This window comes from Mycobacterium sp. NGS67 (assembly GCF_059812185.1).
The window spans coordinates 1-19,936 of the sequence record NZ_JCALCF010000050.1 but is presented as its reverse complement, the minus strand read 5'-3'; the positions used below and the strand labels follow the sequence as shown (position 1 = coordinate 19,936).

At 67.4% G+C, this 19,936-nt stretch carries 16 protein-coding genes; 2 read left to right on the top strand and 14 right to left on the bottom strand.

Translation table 11 applies throughout. The features are described from left to right. A partial coding sequence (locus AC5Y4D_RS26310) for a hypothetical protein (RefSeq protein WP_500038655.1) occupies positions 1 to 540 on the top strand: 540 nt, incomplete at its 5' end. Positions 541 to 572: 32 nt separating this feature from the next. Here the strand turns inward: AC5Y4D_RS26310 and eccA are convergent. The 13 genes from eccA to AC5Y4D_RS26245 all read right to left on the bottom strand — a co-directional run bounded on the left by eccA (position 573) and on the right by AC5Y4D_RS26245 (position 18,856). After that, positions 573 to 2,405: a type VII secretion AAA-ATPase EccA gene (eccA, locus tag AC5Y4D_RS26305; RefSeq protein ID WP_500038654.1), complete on the bottom strand. Its 1,833-nt coding sequence runs from the start codon at positions 2,403 to 2,405 to the stop codon at positions 573 to 575. Positions 2,406 to 2,418: 13 nt separating this feature from the next. After that, a complete protein-coding gene (eccE, locus tag AC5Y4D_RS26300; protein WP_500038653.1) occupies positions 2,419 to 4,011 on the bottom strand; it encodes a type VII secretion protein EccE in 1,593 nt (530 codons plus the stop codon). Beyond that, entirely contained in the window at positions 4,008 to 5,693 is a 1,686-nt protein-coding gene (gene mycP, locus AC5Y4D_RS26295) for a type VII secretion-associated serine protease mycosin (protein ID WP_500038656.1), read from the bottom strand. Before mycP ends, eccE begins: the two co-directional genes overlap by 4 nt. A 32-nt stretch (positions 5,694 to 5,725) precedes the next feature. Next, entirely contained in the window at positions 5,726 to 7,240 is a 1,515-nt protein-coding gene (eccD, locus tag AC5Y4D_RS26290; protein WP_500038652.1) for a type VII secretion integral membrane protein EccD, read from the bottom strand. Continuing rightward, a complete protein-coding gene (locus AC5Y4D_RS26285) occupies positions 7,237 to 8,745 on the bottom strand; it encodes a MinD/ParA family ATP-binding protein (protein WP_500038651.1) in 1,509 nt (502 codons plus the stop codon). Before AC5Y4D_RS26285 ends, eccD begins: the two co-directional genes overlap by 4 nt. Positions 8,746 to 8,890: 145 nt before the next feature. Beyond that, positions 8,891 to 9,802, bottom strand: a complete 912-nt coding sequence (locus AC5Y4D_RS26280; protein WP_500038650.1) for an ESX secretion-associated protein EspG — start codon at positions 9,800 to 9,802, stop codon at positions 8,891 to 8,893. A 79-nt stretch (positions 9,803 to 9,881) separates the two neighbouring features. Then, positions 9,882 to 10,172, bottom strand: a complete 291-nt coding sequence (locus AC5Y4D_RS26275; RefSeq protein WP_084954041.1) for a WXG100 family type VII secretion target — start codon at positions 10,170 to 10,172, stop codon at positions 9,882 to 9,884. Positions 10,173 to 10,214: 42 nt separating this feature from the next. Next, a complete protein-coding gene (locus AC5Y4D_RS26270; RefSeq protein ID WP_500038649.1) occupies positions 10,215 to 10,511 on the bottom strand; it encodes a WXG100 family type VII secretion target in 297 nt (98 codons plus the stop codon). A gap of 129 nt (positions 10,512 to 10,640) precedes the next feature. Next, positions 10,641 to 11,807 (bottom strand): PPE family protein, encoded by a 1,167-nt coding sequence (locus AC5Y4D_RS26265; protein WP_500038648.1) that lies wholly within the window; start codon positions 11,805 to 11,807, stop codon positions 10,641 to 10,643. Positions 11,808 to 11,831: 24 nt separating this feature from the next. Next, on the bottom strand, positions 11,832 to 12,128 hold the full coding sequence (locus tag AC5Y4D_RS26260; protein ID WP_500038647.1) for a PE family protein: 297 nt from the start codon (positions 12,126 to 12,128) through the stop codon (positions 11,832 to 11,834). 76 nt (positions 12,129 to 12,204) lie between these two features. After that, complete coding sequence (gene eccCa / locus AC5Y4D_RS26255) at positions 12,205 to 16,401, bottom strand: type VII secretion protein EccCa (RefSeq protein ID WP_500038646.1); 4,197 nt, start codon at positions 16,399 to 16,401, stop codon at positions 12,205 to 12,207. Next, positions 16,398 to 17,927 carry a type VII secretion protein EccB gene (gene eccB / locus AC5Y4D_RS26250; protein WP_500038645.1) on the bottom strand — a complete coding sequence of 510 codons (1,530 nt, stop codon included), beginning with the start codon at positions 17,925 to 17,927 and terminating at the stop codon, positions 16,398 to 16,400. Before eccB ends, eccCa begins: the two co-directional genes overlap by 4 nt. Positions 17,928 to 18,298: 371 nt before the next feature. Further along, positions 18,299 to 18,856 carry a hypothetical protein gene (locus AC5Y4D_RS26245; protein ID WP_500038644.1) on the bottom strand — a complete coding sequence of 186 codons (558 nt, stop codon included), beginning with the start codon at positions 18,854 to 18,856 and terminating at the stop codon, positions 18,299 to 18,301. A 22-nt stretch (positions 18,857 to 18,878) separates the two neighbouring features. On the opposite strand from AC5Y4D_RS26245, the gene AC5Y4D_RS26240 reads away from it, so the two are divergent. Beyond that, positions 18,879 to 19,073, top strand: coding sequence for a hypothetical protein (locus AC5Y4D_RS26240; RefSeq protein ID WP_500038643.1), 195 nt, complete (start codon positions 18,879 to 18,881; stop codon positions 19,071 to 19,073). A 48-nt stretch (positions 19,074 to 19,121) separates the two neighbouring features. Here AC5Y4D_RS26240 and AC5Y4D_RS26235 read toward each other — a convergent pair. Further along, positions 19,122 to 19,936 (bottom strand): VldE C-terminal domain-containing protein (locus AC5Y4D_RS26235; RefSeq protein ID WP_500038642.1); only part of this gene is annotated, 815 nt, incomplete at its 5' end.

Genomic DNA, 19,936 nt, shown 5'->3' with positions numbered 1-19,936 from the left:
GCGGTCGACCTTCTTCGCCGCCAGCGCACCGAAATTGAATCCACTCTGGGTCACCGGGCGATGGGTGTGGCGGCCTGCGAGGTCCTTGACGAGCTGGCCGCGGTGATCGCGACGGTGACTGACAAGGTGCCGGCCGACGCCCCGATCACCCGCACCGGAATCATGGAATACGGAGATCAGGCAATTGCGGCAATGAGATTGGTGCAGAGTGTGTTTGACAAGCTGGACGAGATCCTCAAACAGGGTGGCGCCGATATTTATCAGCGCCGCCAACCGCAGATACGGCTGATCGACCGCATCGAATCAGAGGGCTACGCCGTCGACAGCTCAGACTTCACGACGGTGAGCGACGCCAAAGTCTATGCAGCCACGGATAACTGCGACGCGGCGGCCCGCATACAGCTCGACGCCGAGAAGATCACCCGCGCCGAGCAAGCCCGCCTCTACCAGGATCGGTTACAGCGCGTCGAATCCTCCATCGAGCGGGCCGAAGAAGAATACGCCCAGCAGATACGCCAACTCATCACTGCGTTCGAATAGCCAGTTCCTCCGGCTTGTCCGAAAGGTGTTGGCTATTCGCTTCTTTTCTCCGACACCGCAGCATGTAGACCTTCGGCCAGGTCCTGCGCGGTCAACTCGCGTAACCGTTGCAGCTGCTCGTCGGTGACGTCGAGGTCCTCGGCGGCCAGCAGCTCATCGAGTTCGGCGTTGTCCAGGCGGTCGTTGCGGTGATCGCGCGCCTTTTCCACGAGGTTGCGCACGAATCCGGCATTACCGAGTACGTCGATGCCGCGGATGAGATCACCGTCCTCGGTGAGCTTTTCGTCGGTGTAGAACCGTTCGAAGTCGCCGCGCAGGACCTCGACGGCCGCGTCGGTAGTGGTGTCGTCGTCCTCGGCGACCATCAGTTTGGTCAGTTCGACCAACTCGGGCGGGGTGTAGCTGTGGAACTCGATCACCGTCGAAAACCGCCGCCGCAGACCCTGATTGACCTCCAGCATGCGTTGGGTGGCCTTGGCGTATCCGGCGCCGAACACCACCAGCTCGTCGCGGTGATTCTCCATGTAGAGCAGCAGTGTGTTGATGATCGCGTTGCCGTACGGGTCGCCGGTGGAGTAGCCGCGTTCGTGCAAGGTGTGCATCTCGTCGAAGAACACCGCCCCTCCCAGGGCTGCCTCCAGCATCTCCTCGGTGTTCTTCTCGGCATCGGCCATGAAGCGGCCCAGCAGTTTGGCGCGGCTGGTCTCCACCACCAGCGGTTTACGCAGCACCTTCAAACCGCACAGCTGTTTGGTGAATGACCGTGCCACCGAGGTCTTTCCGGTGCCGGGCGGGCCGAGCAGCAGCGTGTGCCGCGAGGTCACCGGCACCCGCAACCCCACCTTGGCCCGGGCCAGGTTCACCTTCGTCGTCGAGCGGATCCGTTTGATCTCCCGCTTGGCCTGGGCCATGCCCAGCATCGCGTCCAGTTCGCCCTGGCCCTCGAGCAGATACTGGGAGGCTTTCTCGGCGTCGCGGGCGATCTCGGCGTCCACCCGGTTCGGGGCGCTGACGGGATCCCACGGATCGGTGCGTGCCTCAATGGTTTCGGGGTCGGTCAGCACCAGCCGCCGGGTAGGGTCGTCCATCGCCTCGCGGGCGGGCGCGAACTTCGGGTCCCGCGAATACACCCGGCGCAGCAGCTGTGAGGCTTCGTCCTCGCGGCCCAGATGACGCAGGCACATCGCCTGGGTGTAGAGCACCACCGTGGCCGCGGCGGGCACCCGGTCCTCGGCAGCGGCGGCGACCTTTTGTCCGCGGCGAAAGGCGTCCTCGAACACCCCCAACGAGGCCAGCGCGGTGGTGGCCATCGCGGTCGCCGCGCACTCGTATGCCGGGAGCATCCACTGCTTTTCGACCGGAAACAGGCGCAGCACATCGGTCCAGCGTTGGGTGCGAAAGTGCAGCAACCCCGCCACATAGCTGTGGGTGTCCGCCTCGAACGGATCAGCGGGTACCCGCGCCGCGCTGAGCAGCTCATCGGCCTGGCTGTAGTGCTGGGCACCGATCAGCGCGGCGGCGTAGGCGCAGCGCAGCGAGAACACCGAAGACACCGGCAGCGCCAAGAAAAGCCCATCGAACACCGTGGGCCGGAAATCGGCCCCGAGCACTCCGAGACGGCGCACTTCCCAGCCGAAGGTTTCCGCGGCCGCCCATGCCCCGGCCAGCACGTCGAGGCTGTCCTCACCGGCCAGCAGTCGCCCCAGCCAGCCGTCACAAACGCCGGGGTCAGCCTGGGTTGCTGACCGGAACATCTCAGCGGCCACCGTCGCGTTATGGCTGGGCACCAGCCCGCCGACAGCGATACCGGAGGCCAACAGCCCACGGCGAAACGCGGTGCGCGCCGCAGACTCCGTCGTTGTCATGGTGGCCTTTAGATTAGGCCGCGCGCCGGGGTTTCACGGTGACCTGGCGGCGTTCTTCGGTGACGTCGACGCGGAGCCGGTCAGAAATTGCCCAGGTCCGCAGCACCGCGTGATCAGGCCCGTCCTGCTCCAGATGGACATCGGCGCTGCTGGCCGACTCCGCAGACACGGTGCGCACGGTGACCACTGCGCAGGAGGGCGTCGGGCCCTCGGTGTCATCGAAGATCACCATGACCCGCTGCCCTGGCAGCGAGGGGTGGGCGGCCAGTGCGGCGGCCTCGATGACCTGCAGGCCAGCGGCGAGGACTTCTCGCCATTGTTGCGGGCGGTCGGTGCGCACCAGCACCTGGTATCCGGCGGCGGCCGCGCGGCGCGCGATCGCGACCGTCAACGCCAGCTCGCCGGCGACCGTCACATCGGCCGTCCCGGTCGGGGCGCCCAGGTCGACCAGGAGCGGGTGCCCGGTGGCCGTGGCGCCGATGATGATGCCGGTGGCGCCGATCGGTGCCCGCAGCTCCTCGTCGTCGACGATGTCGCGCGCGGGCACAGCGGCCGGCGTCTCGGCGTGGATCAGGCTGGTGCGCATCGCGACGTCGTGGCGTCCCGTCCACGGGTTCAGCCCCGTCAGCGGCGCCTCGGCCAACGGGTAGCCGGTGTGGTAGCGCACCGCCACACCCACGGTGGTGGCGCCATCTGGGCCAGGTCGCAGCTGGATGCTGACGACCGTCGCCTCGGTGTCGGGAGCCCACAGCCGGTCGATGTTGGCGGTGGTGATGTCGGCCGGTGACATCCAGTAGGTCTGCACGTAGCCGCCGGCGTGACGTAACCGTGCCCAGCCGCGCTGCATCGCCCCCGGATCGGTCCCGGCCAGCAGCGCCTCATCGGCGGCCCGGATCTGGGCGGCATCGAGCACCCGCGCGCCGAGGCGCAGACGGTTCAGCTCGTGGGCCACCCACTCCGCGGCGGCCGCCAGGGTAGCGGCCACCGACTCCCTCCACACGATCGCGCGGGCGCTTGCCGTGGCGTCCAGGCGTATCACCAGCCAGGTCCGGCGTTGCCCGACCGCGGGATGATCTCCCACCATGCCGGAGTACACCTCCGCGTACGGGTGGTGCGTTTTGCCCGCGCGCCGCGATCCCGCGCTGAGGACATCGATGCCGGCCAGGGTGACATCGAATTGGCGCAGTGCGCCGGCCAGTGTTGTCAGCGGCAGCGACGTCATCGACACCGCGCGCGGATAATCCAGCACCGAGGGGCTGTGCGGCTGGCCGTCAACAGCGATCACGGCGACCAGATGCGTTCCCACCGCGCGGATTCCGACCGGACCGGCACCGAAAGCGCGTTCGTGATCGTCGAGCTGCCCCGCCGGGGCGCCCTGGTGGGTCCGGTGCGCCCGCAGCGCTCGCCACGCCAGGGTCAGCAGCGGAGCTCCACGCCAGCACAGCAGCGCCGCCACACTGGCCAGCACTGCGACCGCCAGGGCTGTCCACCAGCCGGGCCTGCCCGCCAGGGCCACACCAGCGCCCAACAGGGCCACGTCGACGACGAACACACACACCAGCCGCGCCCACCCCAGCGCCAGCCCCAGAGGGAACGTGGGGGTCATGACCGCGGCCCTTTGCGGATCAGGGCCGCCGAACCGAGGATCACCGAACACAGCATCGCAATCCCGGTCACCCCGCCAGCGGCCACCCACACCGGGGTCAAATCGCGGCCCACCTTCGGCGGCGGCAGCACCAGCGGCGCCGACAAGCGTTGCGGGCCAACAGGTTCGCCCGCCGGAATGTCGAACGTCAGCGCTGCCACCGGGTCCACGATGCCGTGGCCGATCTGGTTGTCCACCCCGCGCGCCGGTGCCCGCGCGGTGGCCAGCAGTCGGTTGATCACCTGATGAGCGGTCAGCTGCGGGTATTTCGCGCGCACCAGGGCGGCCACACCGGAGACGATGGCCGCCGAGAACGACGTGCCGGCCTGGGGCACCAGCGAATTGTTGCGGCCTTCCAGCGCGTTCATCAGGCCGTCGTCGCGCGCCGACAGGCTCTCGATGTCGGTGCCCGGCGCGGCGATCGACACCCACGGCCCGGCCACACTGGATTGCACCGGCGCGCCGCTGGAATCCACCGCTCCCACCGTCAGCACGTAATCGGAGAACCACGCCGGGGCCACCACGGTGGAGACCTGCGCCCAGTCGCGAGGATCGTTGGGAGTCAACGGGTTATAGATCGGATTCTGTTTGCAGTCGTTGCCGCCCTCCTCCCCGACGTTGCCGGCGGCGGCCACGATCACCGCGTTACGCTCCACGGCCGCATACCGGATCGCCGCACCCAGATCGCGCTGGTCGATGATGTTGGTCGACGGCATGCAGGACACCTCGGAGATGTTGATGACTTGGGCGCCCAGGTTGGCTGCGTGCACGATGGCCCGCGCCATCGTGCGGATATCCCCGGCCTTGCGCCGGGTGGCCGGGTCCTGATTGCCGGCGAACGCATCCTTAGGGCTAAAAGCTCTGGAACTCTGCCGGATCGAGATCAGCTCAACCTCGGGTGCTAGCCCGGAGAAACCGTCCGCCGCCGCCGGCGGCGGTGGGGGCGGCGGGGCGGGCGGCACCGGGGTCGGCGGCGGGTCCTCGGCTGGCGAGGGCGCCTGTGGTGCCGGGGCACCCGGCATGGTGCGGGTGCCGAGCCCGGTCGGCACGATCGCCGGTGCTGTCGCGGGCGCCGGCCGCCAGGCGGCTCCTTCGGGCGGCGGCGGCGGCGGAGGCAGCTGCACCGTCACCGTTTGCGGCGGCGGCGGCGGTGGCGGCGCTTCGGTGGTCGGGACTGTGTCAGGGCGGCGAGGCTGGCGCGGCGGCGGCAGCGCGGTTTTGCCGTCGTTGGGTTGGGCGGCGATCAGCGAGGCCACGATGGTGCCGTGCGCGTCGCAGTCGGTCAGCCCATCTCCGCCGGCCTCGACGTAATCGCCGCCGCCGGTCAGGTTGGTCAGCCGCGGATGCGGACTGACGCCGGTGTCGATGACCGCCACTTTCACCCCGGCACCGCGCCCGAAGCGCCACGCCTCGGCCACATCGAGCATGTCCAGGAAATGCGGCTGGACCCGGTAGTCGGTGCCGGGCAACGTGCCGACCCGGGTGCAGTAGGTGCCCTGGCGCATCGGCTGATCCGGGCCCGGCGGCCCATCGCCGGGCAGCGCCCCCAGGTCGATCTCGGGCGGTGCGACCGCTGAGGCCGGCGGGGCCACCCACAACGCCGCCACACCCGCCACCGCAAGGGCCGCCGCGGCGGCGATCATCGTGTCCCGTCTCAAGGGTCTCACCTCCACCGCTACCGGTACCGGATCGCGGCCAGGACACCCATCAGCCAAAACACCAACGGGAAGATCGCGGTCAAACACACGTACTCGATCCACTCCACCACCTTGCGGAACGGCGGGGTGTAGAAGCGCCGGGGCACCACCACCGCGGCGATCAAACCGGCGACCGGCACGGCCACGATCACCGACACCCCGATCAGCAGTGCCGGCAACGACCACAGACCCAGCACGTAGCGCCCGGCCACACCGATCACCACGGCGACAGCGGCCAGCGCCAGGATCGTCGCCTGCCACCGGTCGGTGAAGGAGCGGCCCCGCAGCAGCACCGCGACCGCGACCAGGCCCGCCACCACCAGCGGCAGAACGCGCCGCGGCGCGTGCGGATCGCACATCCCCACACAGCACACCACGATCAGCGCTGCGGTGGCCACGAGCAGCCCGCTCAGATGCGCGCGCGCGCGATCGGCGGACACCGTCACATCGCGCACCGAATCCGGGCCGTCCAAGGTGGCCAAATGTCCGCTGGCCACGACTTTTGTCGACGGCAAATCTGGGCGGGTTTCGAAAATCCAGCGGCCGGTGGACGAGGGAAACACCGGTAGCCGGATCCCGCTGGCCAGCCGCGCGATCGTGGGCGCCAGATGCATGCCCACGATCGACACCAGCAGCAGCACACCGAGCAGGATCGGCGCTGAGGTCACCAGTGTCATCCGCACCACCGCGACCACCGCGCCGGCTAGCCCCAGCGTGATGACCGCGGTGCCCAATGCGACGTGGCGGCCGGTGAAGCGGACCGCCAGCACTGCGGCAGCTACCGACGCGGCCAACCCTAACGCGGCATGCGGTGCCCCCACCGGGCCCGGAGCCGCACTAGCGGCGCCGATCGCCGCGGGGACCATTCCCGTCCACAGCAGCGTGTCCCCTACGGCGCGCGCCGGCGCGCTTGGGTGTTCGCGGACCAAGACGGTCACCGCCGCGATGATCAACACCGCCGCCAGCGCCGCGCTGTAGGGCGCTGCCACCCAGTCCAGATGCCCGTACCGCCATCGGCCCAGCAGTGCCGAAGCCACCAGCACACCGGCGACCACGATGCCCGATCCCACCCGCGCTGCCCACTCAGCGGTGACCCCGGGCCAGCGTGTTTGCAGCTCGCGGGCCACGGCGGAGGTGACGTGCTCGACGACATCGATCCGCGCCTCGGAGTCACTGGCGTGCCGCAGCCACAACCTCGCTCCGTCGGCCACGTCCTGCTCAGTCAGTGACAGGGCCGATTTCAGTGCGCTGCCGTCCATGCGGCATAACGTCCATCGGCCCCGCGACTGCGCTCGCAGCGGGGGTTGTCCCAGTTCCTCGAGGCGCGCGGTGATCAGATCCACCAGCGCCGAGAGCTGCACCGAGACCGGCGCGCCGGCATCGAGGACTACCGAGATCTTGGTGGCTCCGGCGATGACCGCCACCAGAATCCGATCGGGCAGTCCTGCCGCCGGTGTACTCGGCGTGGCTTCGCGCGCCCGTTCCATGGTCATTCGTGCAGCGCTCCGGCGGTGGCAAATCCCTCACTTAACTGGGCCGCCAGTCGCATCAATGCTTCCTGGGTGTCTTTGCGCAGTGCCGGGAAATCCAGGGTGGGGGCATCGCGCAGGTGCGGATCCCAGGGCACTGTCAGGACCGCCTTGACGCGCTTGCTGAACGTTTCGTTGACGTAGGTCAGAAGTTTCGGTGTCGCGCTGCGGTTGGCGTCGTTGAGCACGATCACTGACCGGTGGAGCAGCTCATGGCCGCGCCGGGCCGCCAACCAGTTCAGCGTCCTTTCGATCATCTTCGCGCCTTCGACGGTGCACGACCCGATGATCATCAGCGCATCCGAGGACGACAACGCCGCTTTGAACACGTCGCCTTTCATGGCCGCGCAGTCCACCATGGCCAGCTGGTAGATCCGGCGGGTGCGGCTGATGGTGTCGAAGAACGCCTGCTCGTCGAAAGGGAAATCGGTGGCGACGTTTTGATTGCTCGCCAGCACTTCCAGGCGTTCCCGGTTGCGCCCGGTGTAGGGCCGGGTTTTCGGGTGCGTGAGCGCGTCGGCATCGGCCAGGAATTCGCGGACCCCGACCTTCATCTCGGGGTCGATGAACTCGCCCAACCGGCCCGCGGTGTCATCGGCGTCGATCGCGATCACCCCGCCGCCGCGGTGAAAGGCAAACACCGAGCCCACCGCCGCGGTCAGCCGGGTCTTGCCCACCCCGCCCTTCATCGATATCGCGGCGATCTGATAGTTGCCGGGAATGTTGGCGGTGATCCGAGTCGTCCAGTCCCGCAGCATCTTCTCGTGTTTCCCAGCGCCCAGATTCACCAGCGTCCCGGTGGCCGTGTACACGGTTTTGCGCCATCCCATCGTGGCCGGTTCGCGGCGAGGCTTGACGACCGCGTTCGCTTCGATAGGGCGAAACGATGCACCTGATGCCTGCGGGTCTGCTCGAGGCGTCCACCGTTCTGTGGGGTCGATCGCCGGTGACCATTGCTGCGCAGGCGGCACAGGCGCGTGGCGTTCCTCCAGGCGCGGCATCTGTGGGATCGGCGCCGGCGCCGGGCCCGGGGGTGTGGCGGGTGGCTCACCGTCGTGCCGGGGCGCAGTCGCGGGGTTCCACGCCCCACCCGAGCCCCACGGGCCATTATCGGAGCCCGGGTAGGAGTGTCCGGCGCCGCCGTAGGACGGCGCCCGGGAGGGCCCGGGCGGTGGTGGGGCCTGCACCGGTGGCGGCGGCGGTGCTGGGGCCTGCTGCACGGGAGTCGGCGGCGGTGCCCGATGCGTCACCGGCGGCGGCGCGAACAGCGGGGGCCGTCCCGGCGGCGGGTAGTCGCTGGGTGGCGGGGGGTCACGCGGCGGTGGCGGTGCAGTTGCCTGCGGCTCGGGTATCGCAGGGTCGGGCATGGATGCGTCCTCGCTGGGGTCGGGGGCGGGCGGGCTGGGGTCGTGGCGCTCGCCAGTGGGCGGCGGCAGATAGCGTGACCTGAAATCGGAATTGTCCGTCATTTCCTGCCTTGTCGTTGGGCTCCTGCTACTGATCCTAAGGCCCGACTTCTCGCCAAACCACGCCCGATCAACATTTTTTGAGAAATATAACGGTGTTTGCTGAGACCCTGATTGCCATTCTCTAGGTCGGAATCAGCAGCGATTGCTAGACCATTCGTTCGTGGGTGGGCCAGGAGCGCACGGGAACGCTGGCCAGCACCGTGATCAGGCCGTGGCGGATCTGCGTCGCGCCGCCCGGGGCGATCGCCATCCACTCCTGGCGGCTGCCTTGGGCCGGATTGAGCCGGTAGAGCGCGACGCGGCCGGCGGTGGTGTCGCGCAGATTCAGTACCGACTCACTGCCCACAGTTTCGCTATCCACATAGGCCCGCGCGTAGACGCACGCCTCCGCCGCAGGCTCGTTGAGGGCGCGCTCCAGCTCGGCCAGGGCCGCGCCGCGCAGCCCCACCGCCCGCAGCGCTGCGTGCTTGCTGATGGCGCTGCTGCTCGCCTCGCCCTGGGCGGCGACCGCCGCCGTCATCTCCTCTAGTGGCACATTGAGTGCGCTGATGCGCGCGGGCGCCACCTGGTGGACCGAGTCCATCGCGGCGATGACCAATTGCGGCAAAGCGTGTTCGTCCACCGGGGCGCAGTCGTCGATGGTGATGTGCCCGCCGGCGCGCACCGCCGAGGCCCACCGCCCGCCGCGGCGGGACAGCACGATGCGCAGCTGCTCCTCAGGGATCGCCCGCCACGTCGACGGGTCCTCGATCACCACCGTCGGCGCCCAGTTCATCGGCCCGCGTGAGATCAGCACAATGACCTCGACGTCGGGATGGGCCAGCACGCGCATTCGCGCGGCGATATCGGCGCGCACCACCGCGGCCTCATCACAGATGCCCTGCTCGACCAGCACGCCCAAACCGGGATGTGCGCCCACCCAATCCAGCGAGCGGGGCTGGCCACACGGGTGGCCGCGAAGCTCGGGGGCCAACTGGTCGATGCCCAGTAAGGCTTGCAGGAACCACAGACCATCGATGTTGACGGTGATATCTGTCGGCGAATTCTCGGTGCTCATCGGCAAATCGTCGTCTTCAGATGGTGACGACAGCGCGGCGGCACCCTGTGATGCCGCCGCGCTGCTGACAGTAACCGGGCTAGGCCGACATCCACGAGGAGCCGACCTGCCCGTCGGTGCTGTTCATGTTGTGGCCTGCGGCCTGCACCTTCTGGCCGTGGGCGTTGGCTTGCTCGTAGATGACTTGAAAATTGCGGCCGAGCTGGTTGATGAACTCCTGGCAGGCCGTTGATCCAGCACCTCCCCAGAAATCACCGGCGGCCAGCACATCGCGCACGATGGCCTGATGCTCGGCCTCCAGCGCCGCGGCCTGGGCCCGGACCGTGGCGCCGTGGGCGTCGACGTCGCCGAACTGGTAGTTGATCGACATGGTTGAAGTTTCTCCTGACCTCGATAAAGCGATGGGTGGGGGTTAGCTGCTCAGGATCTGCTGAGAGGCCTGCTCTTGCTGTTCGTAGTTGGCGGCGTCGCGAATCAGGCCGTCGCGCACTCCGTGCAGCATGTTCACGATGTTGCGGAAGGCCTGATTCATCTGGCCCATGGTGTCCAGCGAGGCCGCCGACGCCTGACCGCTCCAGCCCGCACCCGAGATGTTCTGGGAGGACGCGAACATTTTGCGGGCGTCGTCCTCCACTGTTTGGGCGTGGGTCTCGAATCGGCCCGCCATGTCACGCATCGCGTGCGGGTCGGTCATAAAACGCGAAGCCATAATTGGTGCTCCTTTTATTTGCTCAGTGAAATTAGAGTGCAGTCCCTGCGACACTAATTCTATGAGCCGGTTTTGGCCTCCGGCAACGGCGGCGGTGAGCAATTTTCAGCAATTTTTGCCCAGCGCAAATTATCGGCGGCGAAGCACCTTGATCGGCGATCCGTAGCGCGGCCCGCCGGCGCCGTCGCCGCCGCGCGCACCCATCCCGGCCGCCATCGGGGCGCCGCCATACATGCCGCCGGCGGGGGCAGAGGCCGGAACAGCCGACGAAGCCGCCGCCGCACCGCCGGGCGCGGCCACCGGTGTCACCGCCCGGGCCGAACCGACCGATTCGGCGGTGCCCGCCGTCCAGGTCGCCGGCACCGACAATCCACCCAGCGATCCGGCCCGCCCGGCCATCGCTTCTACTTGCGCCCCCACCGAGGAGGCCCCGCCCAATCCCGCCAGGCCGGATCCGCCCACACCGCCCGCGGCACCGGTCGCGCCGCCGAGCATGCCGGGGTTGCTCAGCACCGACATGAACGGACTCAGCAACGACTGGAACTGGCCCAAACCCGAGGCCGGCGACAGCCCGCTGCTCAGCGGCGAGGCAAACCCTTGCAGCACTTGAGGGATGGTGCTGACCAGCTGCGGACCCATCGACAGCATCGTCTGCCCGTCCAGCCCCGCGGGCAACCCCGCGTTGCTGAGCAGGTTCGTCGACTGCTGACCCGCCGCGTTGCCCGCGGACTGGCCCAACGCCGCGCTCTGGGCGGCCAGCCCGACCGGGTCGGAATTGGGCAGCGGCGGGGTGAACGGCACCAGCGTGCCGGTGACGCCGGCGGCGTCGGCGGCGAAGCCGTACAACACTGTGCTGTCTTGGGCCCACATCTGGTCGTAGTGGGCTTCGTTGGCCGCGATCGCCGGGGTGTTGAAGCCCATGAAGTTGGTGGCGACCAGGGTGGCCAGCTGCGCCCGGTTCTGGGCGATCACCGGTGGGGGAACGACACCGGCGCGAGCGGCTTCGAACGCGCCTGCCGCCGCCGAAGCCGCCGCCGCCGCGGCCTCGCATTGTCCGGCCGTGGCCATCATCCACACCGCGTAGGGGGCGGCGGCCAAGGCCATCGAGATCGACGACGGACCCAGCCATGCCGTGCTGGTCAGCGCTTCGATCACCGCCTGGAACGCGCCGCCTGCCGAGCCCAGCTCGGCGGCCAGGGACTGCCAGGCCGCCGCAGAGGCCATCAACGGCCCCGACCCGACGCCGGCATACATGCGCCCGGAGTTGTACTCGGGCGGCCCCCCGTAATCGACCATCAGTGGCTACGGCGCGAAAAGCGCTTAGACCATCGCCACGGCGTTGATGGCCTCAGAGGCCGCATACGTGGCCGCGGAGGTGCCCATGGTGGTTACGAACATCTCATGGATCACCGAGCCGATCGCCTGGGTGACCTGATAGACCCCCGCGTGGGTACCGAACGCGGCCGCCAGCAGCACCGAGGTGGGCTCCGGCGCCGGGGGCACCACCCCGAGCGTCGGGGCCGCCCCCGCCGCGTTGCCCGCGGCCACCGCTGAGCCGATCGAGGCCAGTCCCGAGGCTGAGGACTCCAGCCCCGCCGGTAACGCCGTGACAAACATGCACCCTCCCGAAAACGCGACGAACGTACCAATCTATTGACTTGAGTCTAACGGTGCCGACGTCCCTACGTCTGGGTCACCGCGGATCAATTTTGACGACTTCAGTGTCCGCGACCTGCACGTATATTCCCGCTTCGCCCGATTCGGCGCTATTCATCAGGAATCCGCGGCCCGGGATCATCGGGTGGCCCCTCCATTTGTGCTGCACGAAGCCGGCGTCGGGATCGGAATCCATGATCAGCAGCGAAGCAGACGATTGCCGCAGCGCCCGCAACATCGGATTAGCTCCGGTCCCCGAGCTGAAGGAGCCGAACGCTTGGGTGTAGATGATGTGGAAGCCGACATCGCTGCCGACCTGCACAAATGGCTCCATAACCGCCAGTGGCGAGTCGAAGCCCGCTGGTATGCGCTCAGCGTCATCGATCACCAGGAAGATCTCGGGCCCCTGCCAACTGCGCGCCATGATCTGGCCGCCACTGTCGGGATCATCTTGGGGCAGCCGCGCGGCCAGCACGCTGGCCAGCTCCGCCATCCTGTTCTTCACGCCGTCCACGGTGGAGGCAAAGCGGTACACCCCAGCAGGGCCCAGCACCGCATGCAGCTGGCGGCGGGGATCGACCAGCCATACCTGCGCCGCCGGACGGCCCCGCTCCTCGCCCGCTCCGTCCAGGGAGTAGTGGCGGGCGATCTCGGACAGGACCGTCGCGCACACCGTCGTGCGCCCACACTTGGCCTGCCCGGCGATCACCAGATGGCTATCCGTTTCGAAAAACACCGGGGACTCGGTCTCGCTGAGCGCCCACACGATCGACGAGGGGTAACGCGCGTCGCCGCGCGCCCGCGAACGCAACGATGCCGGCGACAGCCGGGTCGGTAGGCGGCGCACCCTGGGCGCCGCGGTGAACCCGCTCGCGACCCGGCTCACCACCTCGGCCACGCTGCGTGAATCGAAATCCTCTGCCGCGCTGGCCGCCATCGCGGGCCGGGCCATCAGGGTGTGCAAACCGCCTGGCTCCGAACCAGACTGCACGTAGTTCTGCGCGATCATCCCGCGGCCCGGCCGATCCGCAGGGATGGCCGCAGCCAGCCGCGGCTTCGGTAAGTCCGTGACATCATGAATCTCGTTGGGACGTAGCCACACCCGCGACCCGAACGCGCCGCGCACGTGGATTCGCAACTCAGCGGGCCGGTTCACGGCGGCCACCACGTGAATGCCGAAGGTTGGGCCCTCGAGGATGAGCCGGTCCACCGTGTCCATCAGTGCCTCATAGGCGTGGTTGAGAGCCCCGTAGTTGTCGATGACCAGAAACACATCGCCATAGCCATCAGCGGGGACCTCTGCGTCCTCCTGACCAGACTTGCGCCGCCGGAACACCTCCATCGACATCACCCCGGCTTGCTCGAAGCTGCGTTTGCGGCTTGCCAGCAGCTCGGCCATCTCCGCAACCGTGCGTCGCACCCCGTCGCCGTCGAGGGCCTGCGCGACCGCACCGACGTGCGGCAGACCCGCCACCGTCGCCAGCGCCGCCGAGGAGAACGCCAAACAGTAGAACTGCACCTGCTCGGGAGTGTGGGTCATCGCCGCCGCGCAGATCAGATCCTGCAGGGCTGTGGTTTTTCCCGACCCTTGAGCGCCCACGATCACCACGTTGGCGCCCGGGCCTGACACGTCGACGACCAGCGGGTGCTGGTCATGCTTGAATGGCCGGTCCACCAGCCCGATCGGGAACACCAGGTTCGGGCGTGCGGCATATTCGGTGTCCCACCGGCGCCCCAGAAACGTATCGACGAGCCGCTCGATGGTCCACGGCGCATCTAGGGGAGGCTGCCACAGCCGGTAGGGCTCAAACCGGACCCGGCGCAGCTCGTCGATGATCACCCGGCCCACCTGCGGGCGCATCAGCGCACTATCGGCCGCCTCGGCTTCGTGCTCATCTCGCGCCGGCTCCTCGACACTGTCCTGCGCCGGGTCTTCGTCGAAGTCATCAGGTAGCGGCAAGGGAGTGAAATCGGTGCCGAACAGCTGCGGAGCGAAATAGTTCACCGCCGCCGGCACAGCATCCTCACCGGTGGTGAAATCCTCGGTGCCCGGCTTGCGGTACTCGCGCCACAGATACTCCCCCTGAAACCTCACCAGCGAATCACCCACCGCCAAATACGCCTGGCCATTCTTGGGCAGATGTATCGCATTGGGCACCCCGACGAGCGCCGCATCGCTCTTCGAATTGAGCGCCAGCGGTATCTTGTAGCCCATATTGTTGATCAGCTTCTCGGCGCGGTTGCCGAGCTCCTGGCTGGCCATCAGCAGATGCACCCAGTACGCGCGGCCCTGACGGCACAGCTGAATCAGCACCTCGTCGATATCTGCGGCGATCCGGTACAACTCGGCGAACTCATCGATCACCACCATCAGCACCGGCAGCGGCGGCAGCGGATCAGCATCTCCGCGCGCCAACTGATCGGCGCGCTTCATGTTGTACATATTCGCGTCGTCGGCCTCAGCCAAGTCGCACAACGCTTTTCGGCGCGCGATCTCCCCCCACAGCGCTTCGACGAAGCGGCCGAGCAGGTTCTGGTCCTCTTCCAGGTCGGTAATGATCTGCGCGACATGCGGAACACCGGCGAATGGCTTAACCCCAGCGCCGCCTTTGAGGTCCGCGAGCAGAAACTGAAGATTCTGCGGCGGATGGCCCAACATCAGCGACTCAATCAACGCCCGCAGCATCGTCGTCTTGCCCGAACCGGTGGTGCCCACCATCACCCCATGCGGGCCTATCCCACCTTCAGCCGACTGTTTCAGATCGAGAAACAGCAGCTCGTTGTTATCGGCGCGGTTGCCGATCGGCACCTTCAACCGTTGCGCCGAGTTATTGATGTCGCTGCGCGACTCCCACAACCGCTCGAAATCAATATTGGCCGGATCATCAATCCCGTAGTGCGCCAAAATGTCTCGCGCCATGAACCGAGACGCCGCATTCACCTCGATCGACTCATAAGCCTCAGCCAGGCGCCAGCGCGCCATCCGCTCAGCGAACACCTCAGCCTCATCGCGGCTCATCTGATCAGCCACCGCAAAAAACTGGCGCGCATCCGGCAAGGCATCCCAGGTCTTCGGGTCACGCGGCACCGCCGTCACCACGGCGTCCTCCCGCACATGCAGCACCCGCGCCGGCTCGGCGCACGCCGGCACCTCACCGCAGCCGCGCAGATCGAAAAACGTTATCCCACTGACCCCCGCGGAGTTGCCCAACACCTCCCAGCCACCCTCGACATCACACACGATCACCGTGTGCGGCAGCGGATCGATCGGGGTCTTCATCAGCTTATGCCTGCTCACAAACTCCCCGCGGCCCCGCAACCCCATCACATCGGCCTGAGCCTCCACAAAATCGGTCACCGACCCGTACACCATCCGCACCGGCCCCGCGCCATCCTCGATCACCGGATCCCCCACATGCGGCAGCCACTTCACCCAATCCCACTCGGGCACATCAGCGGTGACCACCACCAGCCGCAGATGATCCGGGCCGTGCCAAAACACCAACTGGCACAAGACCGCCCGGATCAACGCCAATACCCGCTCTCGCGGACCACGCAACTCATAGCCCGGCTCGACCATCAGCGACACCAACGCCGGAACCCCGTAGGCCACGGTCTGATACCGCACGAACTCCTGCAACACCTTGCCGGTGACCGGCTCGAGCTCGATATCACTGGGCATATCTTCAGGCTCTCTGAACACCGCGGCCGCCGACTCCTGCAAGTCGGTCATCCCGACCCCGACCCGCACGACCCCAAACCAGCTGTCGGCGCCGCCATCGGCGGTGCGCTCCCACATCCGCACCCCACCCAACGCCGACTCCAGCGTCTGCGGCGCCGGGTGATACCAGCGGTAATGCTCCCCCAAACGGTCCGCGGCCGCCGCCACCATGTCGCGCTTCTCATCAATCGTCAAGCAGTACCGGGCGCGCAGCGCATCCAACTTCGCGCGCGACATGTCCTGAGAACCCCGCCCGCTGAACAACATCGCGAACAAACCCCCGACCATCATGATCGGAAACAGCGACCCCGCACCGGTAAACGAGCGAGCCCCGCCGGCGAAACTCATCCACACCATGCCGCCCACCATCGCCATCAACCCGATGACCAACGCCACCGACCACAACGGCTTACCCTGCGGAACAGGCACTCTCACCGGCGTCGGCAACTCAACTTCCACCGACCGCAACGACGGCGGCTCGGCTGGCTTCTGACGCGCGAACGCATACTTCACTTCGGGACCTCCAACTGTCCAGGACTCAGATCCACCGGCAAACTGTTGTGGCGCACCAACGCATCCGCACGGGAAAGCACCGGGCCCTGAGCCAGCAGACGCAACACCAGCCACGGCGCGGGGCTGGGCCCAAAGCTTTTCGGGTCCAACCCCAACGCCCGCAACGTGTCATCTTCGCGCGGGATCCCGAACCGCACCCCCGACTCCGAGACCCACCACAGCGACTCCGCCGTCACCGACGACACCGAATTGCCCGTCGACACCACATAATTGGCGAACCCCGGCCCGAAGAACACCCGATCGGCCTGCACCGCCGACTCCGGACCCTTCACCAACTCCACAACCTGATCGACATGTGCCTCAGCGACCGGGATACTCGCCCCGGCAATCAGCGCCGTGCTCGCCGCCGACTCACCCACCACACGCTGCCACTGCCAGCACGCCACCGAATTGAGCGCACTGTCCACCAGATGCACCGGAGAGACCGGAAACGCCGACAAATCAAGCGACTTGACCACCGGTAACTTCGCCAGCACCGTCCCAGCCACCACCGGCGCCGAAGCCCCCGCGTTCTGCAACACCTGCGCCACCACCGGCGAGATCGGCTGAATACCGTCGGCCAGCACCACCGAATACGCCGTCTGCCCACCCACCTGTGGAGTCGCCACCACCGCACCCACCGGCCCCGGCGCATCAGCAAACCGCGCCGCCGAACCCGCAGCCGGAATCACCGGCACCGACAACTCCGGACCCACCGGCACCGCATCCAACAACGCCCGGCTCATCGGCCGCGCCGCAGCCAGCGCATCCTCACCCACCCCCAGCGCCAACAACACCGCCCGCGCGCCCCGGTTAATCAACGACCGCCGACCGTCACGGATCAGCCACACCTGATCGCCGAAGCGGCGCACCAGCGCCTCCTCAGCCCCCAGCACATGGCGGCGTACCCCCAGATCCGGTTGCCCATCAATGACCGTCACAGCCACCGGCTCGGGCGCCCCCGCCCCGAACGCCTTGGTGATCTCATCGCACACCAGCCACGACGAACGCGCCGGAGACACCGGTGACATCTCCTGCGGTGCCCCCGGAATACCTACCAACGCCCCGCGCGGACGCGCATCGATTTCGCTGCGCCGCACCCGATCCGGCGTCGCCGGCTCCCCCGCGATCAGACGCGCTGACGCCAAATTCAACGCTGGATACAGCTTTTCGCCCACGCGCACATACAAAGCACCCGAATTCTGATCCGCCAGAATCCGCGACGTCCCCGCCGAACTTGCCGGACGCACAAACGACCAAAACAGCGCGCCCAGACACAGCACCGCCGTCAAAGTCACCCCGGCCAGCACCGCCATCGACTGCCGGCGGCCCGGCTCGGTCTCCATCCGCACCCGCCGGCGCGTCATCGCCAACACCGCTCGCCGGGCCATGAACATGTGCCCCGAGACCTGAAGGCGTGTCGACAGCCCCAACCCACGGCCACGCGCAGAAGCCGCCGCTGTCGCTTCATCGGCCGAATCAGCCATCCCAGCAATGCCTTTCGATTATGTCCGACACATTCACAGACCTCCCCCACCCACCGAGGCTAGTCTTCGCAGCCGGACTGCATCCGCTGTAACAATCACATCGGATCGACGAAGGGTGACATTCCCCAGAACACCATGCCCGAGGGAAGTCGACGAACGAGGGGACGGTGTTCTGCCCTCGTCCTTGCGGTCCAGATAAGGTGCACCAAGACCGCTCGCTCGTGCAGTCCACTCAGTGCAGCGGGCACGATCACCGCGATTGTCGCGATCCGCCTCTGGCAGTTGGCATATGGTGAGACAACCGATGTGGTAGAGCCGGCGAGTGCCCGACGACGTCGCCGAGACCCGTGCTTGCCACATCCTGTTGAGCTTCACCGCTTCATCTCCGCCCCGTACAGCAAGACCGCTTCACGCATAACGAGCGCAACGCTGTCGCGCTGTCCGCGGCACATAACCGAGGCGCCCTTCACCCACTGGCACAGCGCGGAATCTACGGCCCCGACAGCCTCGACGGCCTCGGCCCAGCCGGCGTCGTGTTCGCCGGCGCCGAGTCGACTCACCGTGTGCTCAAGCCAAGCCAACGGCCGCGGGTGTTGGGAAGCGGTATAGATCAGCGCGCTCAGGGGCCTCTCGGCGATCTCACGCCACAACCCATTCTCGTCAAAATCCACAGGAGCAACCGCCAACCGAGGGACATCGGGTGACATGGCCGTCAGAAGGCTGTTCGCCAAGGCTCTCGCCTCGCTAGCCGACATCAGCGGAAGCAGCTCTTCAACGCGCACGGCTGGGCGTGACCGCGCTATCTCCTCTATTCTCGCGACCACGACGGGCATGAAGGTCATCAACGACGCCGCCAAATACACCGGCCACCAATGTTTAATCGTCCCGTCGAACAACAGTTGAAATGTCTCTCCGAACGTCGCCGACATTGGTCAAACCGCCTCGTGTCCAATGATTTTCAAGGAACTGATCGCAAATGTTGCGTCCACCGGGTCGGTGCCTTCGCCACCGCCGCGACCCGACCCGCCCCCCAGCGGCGCCGTCGAGGTCGGCGAAGTTCCAGGGTCGCCAAACAAGCCCGGCAAGCACCCGGTACAGACCAACGCGGCGCGGCCGCCGCTGGGTCTGCTGGTGGACGCGAGGTGAATCGGATCAGCATCCGAATACGTGACGCGAGAATGTGTTTGATCGGTTTCACAGCCGGTAGGACTCCCCGCCGTGCGGGAACCCGCCCCCGTTGGTCGCGATATGGACATGGTCCATATGGTTCTGCGTCGGCGAACCCCGATTCTCCATCAGACTCGACGACCCATCCGGGTTGTGGATCGTCTGCTGCCAAATCACGTGATTGATGTTGAACTGGCCCCGGTGCGCCATCGCGAACCGCATCACCGCATCACCGAGCGCCTTGCCGTGCGCCGAGGTCGGATCGGGAATCATCACGTCGATCGCCTGGCCATTGGGATGCCACTTCAGCGAATCCGGGCGGACCCCGCCAATCGTGCGGATCTCGGGGAACGCCGCCGACACCGCGCGGGCCGCCAAAATAGTATCGCGCTGCAGCCCCTTCTCCGAGGCCACACCCGGACCCAGCTGACCGCCCACCGAACGGCCGACCACACCACCGGTCGAGCCGACGGCGCCGCCCACACCGCCGAAGCCGCGGCCCATCAACGAGGTCGGTAACCCGGCCAGGCCACTCAAACCACTCAACCCGCCCCCGCCACCACCCAGCGACGGGATCGAACCCATCCCCGACAGCACCGAGGACAACCCGCCCATCCCGCCGCCGCCCATTCCGCGATAGCCCATCGCCAACTGCCGCAACCGCAACGCCAACACCCGGTTCTGCTCCGTGGTGGCCTGCACCTGGCGCTGCATCGCCGCCAAATGCTCCTCCATCGTCGCCACCACCAACCGCACCCCCGCCGGTGACGACGCCAACGGCCCCGCCGCCGCCCCGGCTACCCGCGCCTGATCCCGAATCGCCCCCGCACCAGCCCGCCCCG

Bases quoted from the DNA above. Each gene is read 5' to 3' on its own strand.
- AC5Y4D_RS26240 (WP_500038643.1), top strand. From the start codon at position 18,879: ATGATTTTCAAGGAACTGATCGCAAATGTTGCGTCCACCGGGTCGGTG.
- AC5Y4D_RS26285 (WP_500038651.1), bottom strand. From the start codon at position 8,745: ATGACGGACAATTCCGATTTCAGGTCACGCTATCTGCCGCCGCCCACT.
- AC5Y4D_RS26260 (WP_500038647.1), bottom strand. From the start codon at position 12,128: ATGTTTGTCACGGCGTTACCGGCGGGGCTGGAGTCCTCAGCCTCGGGA.
- eccA (WP_500038654.1), bottom strand. From the start codon at position 2,405: ATGACAACGACGGAGTCTGCGGCGCGCACCGCGTTTCGCCGTGGGCTG.
- AC5Y4D_RS26245 (WP_500038644.1), bottom strand. From the start codon at position 18,856: ATGTCGGCGACGTTCGGAGAGACATTTCAACTGTTGTTCGACGGGACG.
- AC5Y4D_RS26270 (WP_500038649.1), bottom strand. From the start codon at position 10,511: ATGGCTTCGCGTTTTATGACCGACCCGCACGCGATGCGTGACATGGCG.
- AC5Y4D_RS26265 (WP_500038648.1), bottom strand. From the start codon at position 11,807: ATGGTCGATTACGGGGGGCCGCCCGAGTACAACTCCGGGCGCATGTAT.
- AC5Y4D_RS26280 (WP_500038650.1), bottom strand. From the start codon at position 9,802: ATGAGCACCGAGAATTCGCCGACAGATATCACCGTCAACATCGATGGT.
- eccD (WP_500038652.1), bottom strand. From the start codon at position 7,240: ATGACCATGGAACGGGCGCGCGAAGCCACGCCGAGTACACCGGCGGCA.
- AC5Y4D_RS26275 (WP_084954041.1), bottom strand. From the start codon at position 10,172: ATGTCGATCAACTACCAGTTCGGCGACGTCGACGCCCACGGCGCCACG.
- mycP (WP_500038656.1), bottom strand. From the start codon at position 5,693: ATGATCGCCGCCGCGGCGGCCCTTGCGGTGGCGGGTGTGGCGGCGTTG.
- eccB (WP_500038645.1), bottom strand. From the start codon at position 17,927: ATGGCTGATTCGGCCGATGAAGCGACAGCGGCGGCTTCTGCGCGTGGC.
- eccE (WP_500038653.1), bottom strand. From the start codon at position 4,011: ATGACCCCCACGTTCCCTCTGGGGCTGGCGCTGGGGTGGGCGCGGCTG.